Genomic DNA, 13,483 nt, shown 5'->3' with positions numbered 1-13,483 from the left:
CATCGTCAGAAGCAAGCAGGAGTCTCCCCTCAGTTCAGTGGGGCACAATTGCCGAGGTTACAGCTTCGAAGCCGACATTCTAGGCCGCCCGTCCACAGCAGCATATTCGATATTTTTACCTGACCGCTGCGAAATAACCTTCACCCTAGCTGGAAGCGCCTTCATGCGTGTCTCCGACGCTTTGTTATTTCTATACCGAATCGCTAAATACCAACCATGTTCACAGGAATCGGATTCGAGATAGCTGGGTAGTTGTGCGTCAAGGCCGTTCCAGAACTTGCCATTGTGAGCCTTTTTTATTTCAATCAGCAGGCGCAGGCTAACTCCTGAAGAAACTTTGAAGTCCACTGGTCCTCTGCCAAGTTCAACTTCTCTGTCTACTTCGACATTGAAGAGCCTCAAATAATGCTGAGCCATCCCAAGAAATACCAATTGCGCAGCCTCTTCAGGTTTCTCTCCACCATTTGCATCCCAAAGCAGCGACCAACCCCTCTGATCTTCGATGAAATGTCGGAAATGATCCAGCATCTTCACAACCAACTCCCGCAGTTCACTGACAGTCGTTACCTGGGCGTGCAAGCTTAACGGATGAGCACCCGCGTACTCGACGGGAAGCTTGTCCCACTGGACAACACCGCGGGGATCATCCGCAAAGTCGTATCCGTGAAGATCCTTTCGGCTAGTCTGCTGCCTTGCCCACGCTCGGACTCGCTCTGGATTCTCCCGTGCCACTCGCACAACATCGGCTTTGCGAACTCGCTGACCCACGTTCAGGTTTAGCTGGTTTCGAATATCTTCGTTCAAACTGGAGTCAAACCACTCATCAGCGTTCAAAGTAGGTAGGTCGTTAAGGATAGCCTCAGGAACAAGTATTATTGGCTTCCCATTTTCCGGATTGCTAGGCAACAAAACCGATTCGATTAGCCAACGTCCTTCGCCGGCAAAAACGCGGGAATTCCGAACCCTGTGGGAGACCATCTCTATGTTGTGTCGCGCGCAAATTTCTTGGGTATATGCAATGAAATCAGCCTTCAAGACATTGCCTACCGCATCAGAAATCCGATCCGCACCAATGCCTTCATTGAGGATGCCAATCTCTTCAATGTGTTCAGGCCTAGTCAAACCACGAGCAATCGCAACAGCGATACCGTCCGCCATCGTCCGAGCAAAAGCGCCGCCAGACCCTGAACCATTGCTGCCTATGGCGGTGTAGCCCAGACATAGCTCAGCAGGTTCTGGAAATGTAAGAAGTCCACGTGCCATCTTCGCGGAAGTTGACATCTTGTCCGTAGCATTTGCCACCAGCTCGTAACATCTCACAAAGTGATCCAACAATCGATTATGAGCAGAAGCCCACGGCTCACCAGCAATAAGTAGCAACAGAGGATCAATGAACAATTTGGTATCAACGGTCAAATGTGGGTCGAACCAATCGTCCGCGGTGGACCGATCGACGTCATAGTGCTCCGAAAATCGCATTTGCAGCCCCAATCTACAAGTATGAAAATCCATTTTATCAACCGGCGTGCCAAATCCATGCGGACCGCATCCTCCCACCATAAGCCCCGCACTCGCCTGGCCATCACTGCAACTTGCAGGGCGAGGGCAAGTCTCCCCAACCTACTTCCAGCGTTCGGACCGCTCAATTCCGATCCCGTGCCCTACAAACGTTGCACAGATCCGTCGACTCACCGGCTATTCGATTCGGCTTAGCCATGCTCAATCCTTCGATCGCTGCCCACGAATCTCACCGGAGCCCCGACAAGTGGTCCAGACCGTCAGACCGTCAAACGTCTGGCATCTAGGGACCTAGCCGTCGGTTTTCGGCACTACTGGCCCTATTTTCGGTCGGCGTCGACACCGCACGGTGTCGAGGCAAACTCCACCATTCCTTGGGACGTAACCGCCCCCTGCATCATGCCATCAATTGCACATCCCAAAACAGACTATCTATCAATCGCAAGCCAGACGCGTGGGTCCACCCGCGTATCGATTCGGCAAGGTGATCCGGATTGATCGCGCTGATTTTGAAGCATGGCTCGCGAGCCATGCCGAAAGCTTCAGCGAACGACAACGAGCTGACTTCAAGTCCTAGCGGTAGCTGGCTTCGTCGTCGTCGGCCTGACGACTATGCGGGCCCTGCTCGCGGCTTCCATCCGCCTCAGCTTCTGTGTTGGAATCAATGTCTGGCTCAAGGCCGTGGTCTTTTAGGTACTTCAGCGCATGTTCAATGGCACTGATCTTTTGCGTCAGTTCCTTGACTGACTGGGCCGATTTGTCGGAAAATTCGTCGAGCCGCTCATGTTGACGCCGCACTTCGATCTCGGTCTCAACCAGTGTCCTCCACAAGGTCTGGTCTTGCTCGAGGTGTTGTAGTTGCCGCAGAATTACCGCTGACAGCTGGTGCGTGACGACTGCCTCGACGGTTGCAGCAGTGGTGCCGGGACTGGCAAGTCCAAATGCGACGCCACCGCCACCTGCCGTAACGAGGGTTCCCGCAGTCAGCAACCCACCGATCATTCCGCCCGGGCCGAACGCCGCCAGGGCGCTGGTGATTACCGCGGCTCCGGTAAGGCCGGCACCTGCCGCCAATGCCAGTCCTCCGGTTGCCAACACAATCGCCACCGCGCCTGCACCCATGACACCCCACTTAACCCAATTCACTCCGCGGCCACCGTTCAGCGCTTCCTGCGCACGTTTGGCGGCAGTAATCACATCGGCGCCGTACTGGCTACCCAGTCCCATTTCTGCAGAGAGTTCCTTTATGGCGACCAGAAGCTTGTCCTTCGGAACCGAGATTTCAAATGGCTGAATGATGTTCTGGGCAGCTATCGACGTCAGGAGAGCAACTGCATCGTCCTTCCCGATATGGCGACCCGGTAGAGGTTCGGGTACAAGCGCGTCTGGATCTGAGAGGTCGAACGCGAGTCGTGCTATCTCGAACGGCATCGCTCGCTTCTCGCGGCTATTCCGTCTCCCGATGGCGTCGACGACGGTCGCTTGCACTTGCCGAAGCGCACCAGCATAGCGATCCTTCAGATCACCGCTGAGCTCTTCCTTGATAAGGTGCGCGTATCTCAACGCTAGGATAATCAGCTGTTCCGCGGTGTCCATGGGGATGTCGAGCCCCTTTTTGACACGAGCAAGTTCTCTTGACCTGGACCCGAACACTCCGAAGCCGATAGCCTCCGCCACGGTTTCGTCGGCCAGATACACCGCTGCGTCATGGACATGGAGACTCAGCCCCGTATCGATGCGAAGATCGATTATCCATGGGAAGACGGATGAGACTCCGCGATGGGCCGCGACAGGGTCGAGGCCGTTCCAGAAATTCACCCACCACTGCAGGTTCGTTGGCGGCTCTCTGAGAGTCTCCCTCAATTTGTCGACATCGAAGTTGCCACTCGCCAGTGGGCTTCCGATAGTCACCATGCCTGCAACCTCAAGGCCGGTAGGCAATCGACGAACGAGGTCGGCTGCGATTACCGAGCCGAGGCTGTGGCCCACAATCACGAGACGCCCGGACTCTGGAAGCGCGTTGAGGATGCGGTGGAGGACTTGCGCGCGGATCTGTGGATCCGTCAAGTAGTTACGAGCTTGGACGAAAAGACGCTGCTTAAAGGCTGCATCAATGACCGCCTCGCCACCTACCCAACCTATACCGCGATCAGGACGTCCCAATCTGAGCTCGAGCGCTCCCGTGCGACGCTCGAAGTCTCGACGGTTCTTCTTGGCCGCCTCACGAAGAGGCTGCTTAGCCTTCAACCCTGGCAGTGGAACTTTTTCGTCCCAGCCCTTTAGTGCGTTCGCATATTTGGGTGCGATTGCTCGCTCTGTATCCAGTTCGGGGTAGCCAATACTGACCAGATTCTCATTGAGTACTGTCTTCCAATTGTCATCCCGGTCGCCATCTCCGACGCCATGTAAGAACAGCAAGATCGGTTCGTTAGACAAGAAAACCCCATTCGTCGCCGCCCTCAAGGGCGTTCAGTGATGAATGCAAAGGGCGTCCGGGCAACTAACAGCGAATCAACTGAGATCTCTTCGTTGCGGACGGCCTGAGCATAGACAACATCATTCCACAAAGGCAACGCCGCCAATTAGCAAGTCAAAATTGAATGGGGGGAATGCCTGGCCGTCAACACTTCTCACTGGCTGTCGGTGAACCAAAGAAGGCGTTCGTCTCGACCTCGTTGCATCGAGAACCGCCCATCCCCACCACAATCGAATGACGCCGGTCATGTCGTTTAGCTGCTGAATCGCCATGAATAGGTATCGATCCGAAAAATCATAGAGGCTGACATGTATAAGCAGGCACTGCCCAGTGTTTCCTCATCGACAACAGTTTTGGCGTGGCCCTGCCCACCGAGATCTGCCACGAACTGTGGATCCCACTGCAAACTTTCTACCAGTGGCGCGCGAAGGGAATCGGGCCTCACGCCTACAAGATCGGGCGGCAGGTTCGCGTCAGCAGGGAGGATTTAGAAGCCTGGCTCGAACTCCGATCCGACTCGCAACTTCCCCACTAGGAAGAGCAGCAAAATACCCTGGGAACCTCGACCAACGGATGGACAGGCTTTACCAGATGACGGATACGATGGGCCAGCGAAGGACGAAGGGCCCCACCCGAGGATGGATCGGAGCCCCTAGAGGACCCTCCTTAAGCAGCCCCAGCAGCCGAAAATGATGAAAAGGATGACCCAAACGGATGAGTTATGTATGAGTTAAGCAAAAATGGCCCCGAATAGGGGCCATTCTCGCATCCAAAATCCCTGTAAATCCGGGCTTTTTGGGCCCCCTATCAGATTCGAACTGATGACCCCCGCTTTACAAGAGCGGTGCTCTGGCCAACTGAGCTAAGGAGGCAAACGCAATCAAGCGCGTTACAAGGTTACCGTAGGATGCGCGGGAACTGAAAACCGGCCCCCAACATAGTCGGAGGCCGGTTTTTACCAGCAAGGAAACAATTTTTTACCAGTACAGAAACAAACTCTACTTAGCTGCGAGCGCCGTCGTCAGGAAAGCGTTGAAGTCCTTGTCCTTCTCCGGCATCCACTGCTGACCCTGCACAAACACCGTCGGCGTGGCAGCAATGCCCCGCGCTACGGCAAGCGCTCCACCGAACGCAATGTACGGACGGAACGTTTTATCATTCACGCAGCTATTGATATCTGCGGCGCCGGCCTCTGAAGCCAACTTCACCAGCGTGGCATTATCCAGGCCCTTGCTATTCTCCGCAGGCTGTTCCTTGTAGAGCGAGTCCACAAACGCCTTGTACTTATCCGGGGACTTATCAACCACACATGCCGCGGCAGCTGCCGAGCGCGAGGAATAGTTGGTTCCGGAGGAGAAACGGTCCAGGAAGTTCAGCGGACGGTACTCCACCGTGATCTTCCCTGAATTACGCAGACCATCCAGCGTGGGGCCGTACGCCGTTTCAAAGTTCTTGCACGCCGGGCACATAAAGTCCAGGTACACCACTACCTGCGCGGGCTTGTCAGCAGGTGCTGCTGCCAGACCCAACTTGTCCAGACCGGAAACGGCAGTCGGCTGCGCAGTGGGCGCAGGCGGCAGGCTCGCCATGTCTACTGTGGTTTCCTTGGTCACCGGAGCCACAATGGCCCCATCCTTACCCACGGTGACGCCACCATAGGAGTTCGCATTTGCCGGCACGGCCCCCGTTGCGGCCACCGGCTCATTGCTCTTGGACGTCTGCAGCACCACAATCGCAATGATCACCACAATCGCCACAGCAACCAGAAGGACACTGCCGCGGATAATCCAGTTCCGCGTCTTTTCCTTCTTCTGCTGCGTATCCCGAATTTTCTTGGCCTGCTCACGCGCTAGTGCGGTGCGCTCGGCGTTGGTCAAGCGTTTTTCGTTCTTAGGGCTCATAGTTCCTCGTGTCGATGGCATGGCGCAATGGCCGCGCTGCGGCTTCTCTAATCAATCCTAAAGGACAAACCTTGGAGCAGGCTTAAGGCTCCACCTCTGCCCCATCTCGCTACCACCGGCTAAACTATCCCCAAGCCAGCCACCTACATAGGGAGATTTCCGTGCCGCACAAAGTCCAGTCCCACCCCGACGAGGCCCGTCATTCCGGGACTGAGTACGGATCGGCGGACTTCTTGGTGGTTTCCAACAGGTTGCCGGTGGACAGGATTCCTACTGCCACGGACGACGGCGGCTGGCGGCGTTCCCCGGGAGGCCTGGTTACGGCGTTGGCCCCGGTCATGGCAGTCCGCGACGGTGCCTGGGTCGGCTGGCACGGCGCGCCCGATGAAACCTTGGATCCCTTCCATCACGAGAACATGGACTTGATCCCGGTCCCGCTCTCCCATGACGAGGTGGAACTGTATTATGAGGGCTTCTCCAACTCCACCCTGTGGCCGCTCTATCACGACGTCATTGCCCCTCCGGAGTTCCACCGTACGTGGTGGGACGCCTACCAAAGGGTGAACCGTCGCTTTGCCGCAGCAGCCGCCGGCGCCGCGGCAAAAAATGCCACCGTCTGGGTTCAGGATTACCAACTCCAGTTGGTGCCCCGGTATCTGCGCCAACTGCGCCCAGATTTGCGGATCGGTTTCTTCAACCACATCCCCTTCCCTCCCCCGGAGATCTTTGCCCAGCTCCCTTGGCGCCAGGCCATCATCAACGGACTGCTCGGTGCGGATCTGATCGGCTTCCAACGCCCCAATGACACCGCCAACTTCCTGCGCTCAGCCCGGCGCTTCCTCGGCGCCAGCGTCAAGGCCCAGCAGGTTCATGTGAAGGAAAATGACGGCTCGGTCAGCCATATTGCCCGCGCCGAGCCCTTTCCCATCTCCATTGACGTGCGCCAAATTCAGGAATTGGCGGAACGCCCTGACATCATTGCCCGCGCACGTCAGATCCGCGCTGATCTGGGCAACCCCAAGACCATCCTGCTGGGCGTGGACCGCCTCGATTACACCAAGGGCATCACCCACCGGCTCAAGGCCTATGGGGAACTTCTCACCGATGGGGTCATCACTGTCCAGGATGCTGCCCTGATTCAGGTCGCCAGCCCCAGCCGCGAGCGCGTGGAAACTTACCGGCTCCTGCGTGAGGAAGTCGAGGGCATGGTGGGCCGGATCAACGGCCAGTTCGACACCATCTCGAACACGGCCATCCGCTACCTCCATCACAACTACCCCGTGGAAGAAATGGTGGCCTTGTACCTGGCCGCGGACGTCATGCTCGTGACGGCCTTGCGTGACGGCATGAACTTGGTGGCCAAGGAATATGTGGCCGCCCGGTCAAATAACACCGGAGCCTTGGTGCTGAGCGAATTCACCGGCGCCGCAGACCAGCTCAAGCAGGCCCTCCTGGTCAACCCGCATGACATCGACGGTTTGAAGGCCATCATCACCCGCGCCATCGAGCTCTCCCCCGCTGAATCGAGCCGCCGCATGCGCTCCATGCGCCGCCAAATCCTCACCCACGACGTCGAGCGCTGGAGCCAGGACTTCCTCACCGCCTTGCAAAATGAGGCCGTTCGTGACGATCGCTGACTTACCCGTTCCTTTATACGACGCACTGGTGCGCGTCGGCCACGTCCCGCACTTACTCGTGGCCATGGACTTTGACGGCACCATGTCCCCACTTGTCTCCCGGGCAGAAGACGCCCGCCCACTCCCCGCCGCTGCCGCAGCTTTTGCCGCGCTTTCAGGCTTGGAAGGTACCACGACGGCGCTCGTGTCCGGGCGCGCTCTGGCTAGTTTGCGGGCCGTTGCCACCCCTCCAGAGGAAGCTCTGCTGGTGGGAAGCCACGGCGCCGAAATATGGCTGGGGCCCGATTCCACGCCACTGAAACTCAACGATTCCCAACAGGAATCCTTGGCACGGGCACTCCATTGTGTGGATGCTGTGGTGGCTACCCACCCCGGCACGGTGGCCGAACGCAAGCCAGCCGGCGTCGTCCTGCATTACCGCCAGGCCAGCGCGGAAGCCGCCAGCGACGCCGTCGAACATGTCCGTAACGCCCTGGAGCGAGAAAACGGACTGTTTATTACGGAGGGCAAGATGGTGCTGGAAGTCTCCGCCATCCGCTCCAACAAGGGTGAGAGCATTGCGCTATTGCGTGAAGTAACAGGCGCCGATGCCATCGTCTTTGCCGGAGACGACGTCACCGATGAACACGCCTTTGCCGCCTTGACCACAGGCGATCTAGGCATCAAGGTCGGCCCCGGAGCCACCGCGGCGTCCTTCCGCATCCCCTGCGCCCAAGCACTCCCTGCCGTGTTGGAACTCTTGCTCTCCATCAGGACGTCTTCCGGAGCGCCCCGCACGCCATGAGGACGGGGGCCGAAATTTTGGCCAACTCAGAGCACAAATGTGTCATACTTCATATATCAGAGCCGACCGCGCCCTAGGTCAAGTCTGTTCTGCATAACTGAATGACTGCATAACCACATAACTGAATAACCACCATTCACTTGAGGATCGTTCGGCACGTACCTGCCGATGAAGGGAACTACTACTGTGGCTACAGTAACTTTTGACAACGCTTCGCGCATTTACCCGGGCACCACGAAGCCCGCCGTTGACAAGCTCAACATTGAGATCGCCGATGGCGAATTCCTCGTATTCGTCGGCCCCTCCGGTTGCGGAAAATCCACCTCCCTGCGCATGCTCGCAGGTCTGGAAGACGTCAACTCCGGCCGAATCCTCATTGGTGACCGCGACGTCACCGATGTTCCGCCGAAAGACCGCGACATCGCCATGGTTTTCCAGAACTACGCGCTGTACCCGCACATGTCCGTGGCGGACAATATGGGCTTCGCCCTGAAGATCGCCGGTGTGCCGAAGGAAGAGCGCGCGACCCGCGTCAAGGAAGCCGCAAAGCTCCTGGACCTCGAGGCTTACCTGGACCGCAAGCCGAAGGCCCTCTCCGGTGGTCAGCGTCAGCGCGTTGCCATGGGCCGCGCCATCGTCCGTAACCCTCAGGTGTTCCTCATGGATGAGCCGCTCTCCAACTTGGACGCTAAACTACGTGTCCAGACCCGTACGCAGATCGCATCCCTGACCCGCCGCCTGGGCGTCACCACCGTTTACGTGACCCACGACCAGGTCGAGGCCATGACCATGGGTGACCGCGTCGCCGTGCTCAAGGACGGCGTGCTCATGCAGGTTGACACCCCGCGCAAGCTCTACGATGCCCCGCAGAACGTGTTTGTGGCCGGCTTCATCGGCTCCCCCGCCATGAACCTGCTGGAACTGCCCGTCGTTGACGGTGGCGTGAAATTCGGTGGGTCCATCTACCCGGTCAACCCCAGTGTTCTTGGTGCCGCCGCCGGCAACACCGTCACCTTGGGTATCCGCCCCGAAGATCTTGAACTCGTTGGCGCCGGAGAAGGCCTCGCGGTAGAGGCCGACGTCGTTGAAGAGTTGGGTGCCGACGCTTACGTTTACGGTCACACCACCATTGACGGCGCCGAGCGCGACATGGTGGTCCGTGTAGACGGCCGCCGCCCACCGATGAAGGGCGACTCCATCCACGTCCGCCCGCAGGTAGGTCACGTCCACCTGTTCGACGCCACCTCCGGTGCGCGCCTGAACAACGAACCGATAGCCGCCAACTAGTCCCCACGCCCTCCCGCGGAAAGTCGCCTGCGCGACTTTTCGTGTGGCCCTCGGGCGCGTGGGCCCAAGTTTATGGCCCAGCACTTCGGGAACTTTGTAGTGGCATTGAGGCGCGGTTGCCTGCCGGATCTTTCCGGCACGCAACCGCGCCTGACCTTTTAAGAGAGAATAAAGCCCATGACTGAGACTTCCGGCGCACAGTGGAACCACGAACCCACAGACTTCGAGCAGATCGGTAAACTGCCGCGCCAGTCCGCGCCGCCAGCCGCTGTCATGGGATCGCTGAACATTACGGCTGCCGCCACCGATCCCGGCCTATTGGACCTGCCGTGGCACATCAAGTTGGAGGAATGGCCGGCGGCGAACTTGGCTGCTCTCCCTCGCGGAATCTCCCGCCACGTGGTGCGCTTCGCCCACCTCGACGGCTCAGTCATCGCCATCAAGGAAACCTCCGAGCACGTGGCCCGGCACGAGTATCACATGCTGCGCAAACTGGCCCGCCTCGACGTCCCGTGCGTGGAGCCGGTGGCCGTCATCACCGGACGCACCACCCCGACTGGCGCTCCCCTGGACCCCGTGTTGGTCACCCGCCATCTCAAGTTCTCCCTGCCCTACCGAGCACTTTTTTCACAGAAGCTGCGCCGCGAGACACTCACCCGCCTCATCGATGCCCAGGCACTCCTGCTGGTACGCCTGCACCTGGTGGGCTTCTACTGGGGAGACGTCTCCCTGTCCAACACGCTGTTCCGCCGCGACGCCGGCGCATTTGCCGCGTATCTGGTAGACGCGGAAACCGGTGAACTGTACCCGGACCTCTCAACTGGCCAGCGCGAGTACGATCTCGAGATTGCGCGGGTGAACATCGCCGGAGAACTCATGGACCTGCTAGAAGGCGGGCTCATCGAGGAAAAGGTGGATCCCGTAGCCACCAGCGAGCTCATCATGGACAGCTATAGGCGTCTCTGGGCTGAGCTGACCGAGAAGGAATCCTTTGAGCTGGAAGACCGATGGCGAGTGGGCGCCCGCATCCGGCGTCTGAACGAGCTCGGCTTCGACGTCGAAGAGTATGCCATCAAGACCACCCCGGATGGCTCCACCATTCAGCTTCAGCCCAAGGTGGTCGACGCCGGCCACCATCAGCGCCGCCTGCTGCGTTTGACAGGCATCGACGCCCAGGAGAACCAGGCCCGGCGACTCCTGAACGCCATGGACTCGTTCCGTGCCGACTCGGGCGTGCCGGTTGATGAGGAAATCAGCGCGCACGAGTGGGTCAGTTCCATCTTTGAACCGATTGTCCGCGCCATCCCCCGCGAGCTAGGCGGCAAACTGGAACCGGCGGAAGTGGTCCATGAAGTCTTGGAGCACCGTTGGTACAAATCCCAAGAGGAAGAACGCAACGTCCCTCTCGCCGAAGCCGTGCAGTCTTATGTGGATACCATCCTGCGGTACCGCAGGGATGAGGACGCCATCATGCTCAGTACGGACACCGCTACGATCGCACTGCTGGAAAGCGGCGTACTCCAAGATAGCTCCGACGACGACTAAAGGGGCTCTTAGCCCCTGTGCTGGCCGCCACTGCCCGGTCCGCCACTATTGCGAGTCCTTAGGTACTTGAAAGCGTAGACGGCTACTCCGGCCCCAACGATCGCCACCACACCCAGCACTATGAGCATCACAATCATTAGGCCAGGTCCGCGAGAGGTCTCGTTGCTCAGTGACATCTCGGCATTTTTCGCAACATCCACGGTTGCTTCAGCCGGGACTGCGGTGACGGATCTGGACGAGGTGGCACTAGGCACATACGTAGGCCACGGCGTTTCTGAAGCTACCGGGGTAACCGTTTCGGTGGCTTGTGCCGTGGTCTCCACCGGCTTGGGCGCCTCGACGGGCGCCTGAACAGGAACTTGCGCGGGAGCTTGCTCCGGCATTTTTACTTGTGCCGGAGCTTTGGTCGTCGCTGGCGGTGGAGCGGTAATCTTATCTGGGGTTGGGCTCTCACTACTTGGTGACGGTGCCGATGAAGCCGTCGTTGCCGCTACCTGCTCTTGGTTCACGACGTTTTCTTGGGCCAACGGCGAAGCGCTGGCGGTGGTCGCTATGCCCAGCGTTGCGCCAAGACACAAGGCAGCTAGGGCTGTGGATGCTAGCGCTTTCCGGCGCAAAGCTCTGCTGGGAACATGCGAGAAATAGTTCATTGGGCTTCCGAACGTCATCTGTGAGCCCGGGTCCGGACTACATACCCCCCGCCAGTACACTGCCTGAAAGAGCAGGTGTTAGTCAAGTCATAGTGCCATTACGATGGCTTTGCCTGGATTCAGAATCCCTTGTGGATCGAAGAGATCTTTGATGTTTTGCTGGATGTGGCGCACCTTTTCCGACTGTTCCAACGGCAACCAGCGCAGCTTGTACTGACCGATTCCGTGCTCACCGGTGATGGTGCCTCCCAGTTCCAAGGCTTTTTCGATGGATTCGTCCAAGGCGGCATTGAGTGCCGCGATTTTGGCCGGCTCCGCCTCCGGTACCCAGAACGTAGGGTGAAGATTGCCGTCGCCAGCATGGGCAATGATCCGAACTCCCACTCCGTGCCGAAGAGCCATATCCTCCAAGGCGGCAACGTAGTGGACCAGTTGGGAACGTGGCAGTGCCACGTCCTCACCCACTGTGATGTCAGAGTCCAGATCCAAACCGCGGTTGTGCCGGCGCAGATCCACCAAACGTTCCGCTTCGGCCGGATCTTCCCGGCTCACCACGCCGCCCAGATCGCTTAAAGCAGCCGCTGCAATGTCGCTCTCTTGGGAAGCCGCCAATCCATCAAATTGTGCCAACAGCAACGCGTTGCCGCGGGTGGCGAGGTCGGTGCCGTGGTGAGAGTCGAGCTCTTCTAGACTGGCGCCGTCGATCATTTCTAGAATGCAAGGCTGTACACGAGCCTTCCCGAGGGCCAGCACGCCTGCAGCGGCGGAGCGCACGTCGGGGAAGAATACGGCAAGAGTTCGTATGTCTACGGGTAGATATTTCAGCCTCACGGTGGCTCCCACAACGATGCCCAGAGTCCCCTCAGACCCAACAAACAGGGCCGTGAGATCGTAGCCGGCCACGCCCTTGAATGTTCTGTGCCCGGTATGGATGAGAGTGCCATCCGCGAGCACCACATCCAACGCCAGGACGGCGTCGCGCGTCACGCCATACTTGGCACATCGCAAGCCGCCTGCATTCGTGGCGATGTTACCGCCAATGGTGGACGTCTTGTAGCTGGCGGGGTCCGGGGCATACATGAGGCCATGGACGGCCGCCGCGTCATTGAGGTCAGCGTTGATGACACCTGGTTCCACCCGAGCAATCTCATCCTGCGCGTTCAGTTCCAAGATCGCATTCATCCGGTCCAGCACCAGCACCAACGAGCCAGGCGTTGCATGGGCGCCTCCCGAGACACCGGTGCCTGCCCCGCGGGCCACAATGGGAATGTCATGAATGGCAGCTAAGCGGACCACGGCCTGAACATCAGCCACCGATTCCGCCCACACCACAACGTCCGGTTCGCAATACGCCGTGATGGGGCCCTGATCCGAAGCGAAGAACTTCAAGTCTTGCGCAGAAGTGCTCACCTGCTCCGGGGCCACTACTGACTTCAGTTCTTGGAGTAGTCCTATATCCACGTACTTTTCCAACTTCCATCTCGCGCCAGTAGCCTCGCCGCCCAACGTGGGCCCCCTCAGTCTAGGAGCTAAGTCCGGCGAAGAAGAACGACGTCCATGGAAGGCACTTGGGATAGTGATGCGAACTTGAGCATAGGCCTGCTGCTAACGCCGCTGCTGGACCCTAAGCCCCAGTGGTGGCAAGAACGCGGGTACTGGAGTGCCGCCACCCGCTAAACCCGGGT

The 13,483-nt window shown here is 58.7% G+C and carries 10 protein-coding genes and 1 tRNA gene; 5 read left to right on the top strand and 6 right to left on the bottom strand.

Annotated elements, in window-relative coordinates; all coding sequences use genetic code 11:
* Positions 1-57: 57 nt before the first annotated feature.
* Together LOH53_RS00055 and LOH53_RS00050 are read right to left on the bottom strand one after the other, a co-directional pair.
* Positions 58-1,491, bottom strand: coding sequence for a hypothetical protein (locus tag LOH53_RS00055; protein WP_230065680.1), 1,434 nt, complete (start codon positions 1,489-1,491; stop codon positions 58-60).
* 600 nt (positions 1,492-2,091) lie between these two features.
* Complete coding sequence (locus LOH53_RS00050; protein ID WP_230065679.1) at positions 2,092-3,954, bottom strand: lipase family protein; 1,863 nt, start codon at positions 3,952-3,954, stop codon at positions 2,092-2,094.
* Between the two features lie 398 nt (positions 3,955-4,352).
* Here LOH53_RS00050 and LOH53_RS16970 point away from each other — a divergent pair, with 398 nt between their 5' ends.
* Positions 4,353-4,529, top strand: coding sequence for a helix-turn-helix transcriptional regulator (locus tag LOH53_RS16970; protein WP_376992022.1), 177 nt, complete (start codon positions 4,353-4,355; stop codon positions 4,527-4,529).
* A gap of 263 nt (positions 4,530-4,792) precedes the next feature.
* On the opposite strand, the gene LOH53_RS00045 is transcribed toward LOH53_RS16970, so the two are convergent.
* Both LOH53_RS00045 and LOH53_RS00040 read right to left on the bottom strand, forming a co-directional pair.
* Positions 4,793-4,866 (bottom strand) — tRNA-Thr (locus tag LOH53_RS00045).
* Between the two features lie 126 nt (positions 4,867-4,992).
* Positions 4,993-5,895 carry a DsbA family protein gene (locus tag LOH53_RS00040; protein ID WP_230065678.1) on the bottom strand — a complete coding sequence of 301 codons (903 nt, stop codon included), beginning with the start codon at positions 5,893-5,895 and terminating at the stop codon, positions 4,993-4,995.
* A 161-nt stretch (positions 5,896-6,056) separates the two neighbouring features.
* Between LOH53_RS00040 and LOH53_RS00035 the strand changes: the two genes are divergently transcribed.
* The 4 genes from LOH53_RS00035 (at position 6,057) to LOH53_RS00020 (ending at position 11,148) form a co-directional block, all read left to right on the top strand.
* Entirely contained in the window at positions 6,057-7,532 is a 1,476-nt protein-coding gene (locus tag LOH53_RS00035; RefSeq protein ID WP_230065677.1) for an alpha,alpha-trehalose-phosphate synthase (UDP-forming), read from the top strand.
* Positions 7,519-8,316: a trehalose-phosphatase gene (gene otsB / locus LOH53_RS00030; protein ID WP_230065676.1), complete on the top strand. Its 798-nt coding sequence runs from the start codon at positions 7,519-7,521 to the stop codon at positions 8,314-8,316. The genes LOH53_RS00035 and otsB overlap by 14 nt, the downstream gene beginning before the upstream one ends.
* Positions 8,317-8,502: 186 nt before the next feature.
* Positions 8,503-9,603, top strand: coding sequence for an ABC transporter ATP-binding protein (locus LOH53_RS00025; RefSeq protein WP_230065675.1), 1,101 nt, complete (start codon positions 8,503-8,505; stop codon positions 9,601-9,603).
* Between the two features lie 177 nt (positions 9,604-9,780).
* Positions 9,781-11,148: a DUF4032 domain-containing protein gene (locus LOH53_RS00020; protein ID WP_230065674.1), complete on the top strand. Its 1,368-nt coding sequence runs from the start codon at positions 9,781-9,783 to the stop codon at positions 11,146-11,148.
* A gap of 8 nt (positions 11,149-11,156) precedes the next feature.
* Here LOH53_RS00020 and LOH53_RS00015 read toward each other — a convergent pair whose 3' ends face one another.
* Entirely contained in the window at positions 11,157-11,798 is a 642-nt protein-coding gene (locus LOH53_RS00015; RefSeq protein WP_230065673.1) for a hypothetical protein, read from the bottom strand.
* 87 nt (positions 11,799-11,885) lie between these two features.
* Positions 11,886-13,259 (bottom strand): FAD-binding oxidoreductase, encoded by a 1,374-nt coding sequence (locus LOH53_RS00010; RefSeq protein WP_230065672.1) that lies wholly within the window; start codon positions 13,257-13,259, stop codon positions 11,886-11,888.
* Positions 13,260-13,483: the final 224 nt, after the last annotated feature.

Source organism: Arthrobacter cryoconiti (genome assembly GCF_020905375.1).
In the GTDB taxonomy this organism is placed as follows: domain Bacteria; phylum Actinomycetota; class Actinomycetes; order Actinomycetales; family Micrococcaceae; genus Specibacter; species Specibacter cryoconiti.
The sequence above is the reverse complement of the archived record's forward strand: the minus strand, read 5'-3'. Positions and strand labels throughout refer to the sequence as shown.

Excerpts from the sequence above, each read along its gene's own strand:
- LOH53_RS00015 (WP_230065673.1), bottom strand. The coding sequence starts at position 11,798 with ATGAACTATTTCTCGCATGTTCCCAGCAGAGCTTTGCGCCGGAAAGCG.
- LOH53_RS00040 (WP_230065678.1), bottom strand. The coding sequence starts at position 5,895 with ATGAGCCCTAAGAACGAAAAACGCTTGACCAACGCCGAGCGCACCGCA.
- LOH53_RS00020 (WP_230065674.1), top strand. The coding sequence starts at position 9,781 with ATGACTGAGACTTCCGGCGCACAGTGGAACCACGAACCCACAGACTTC.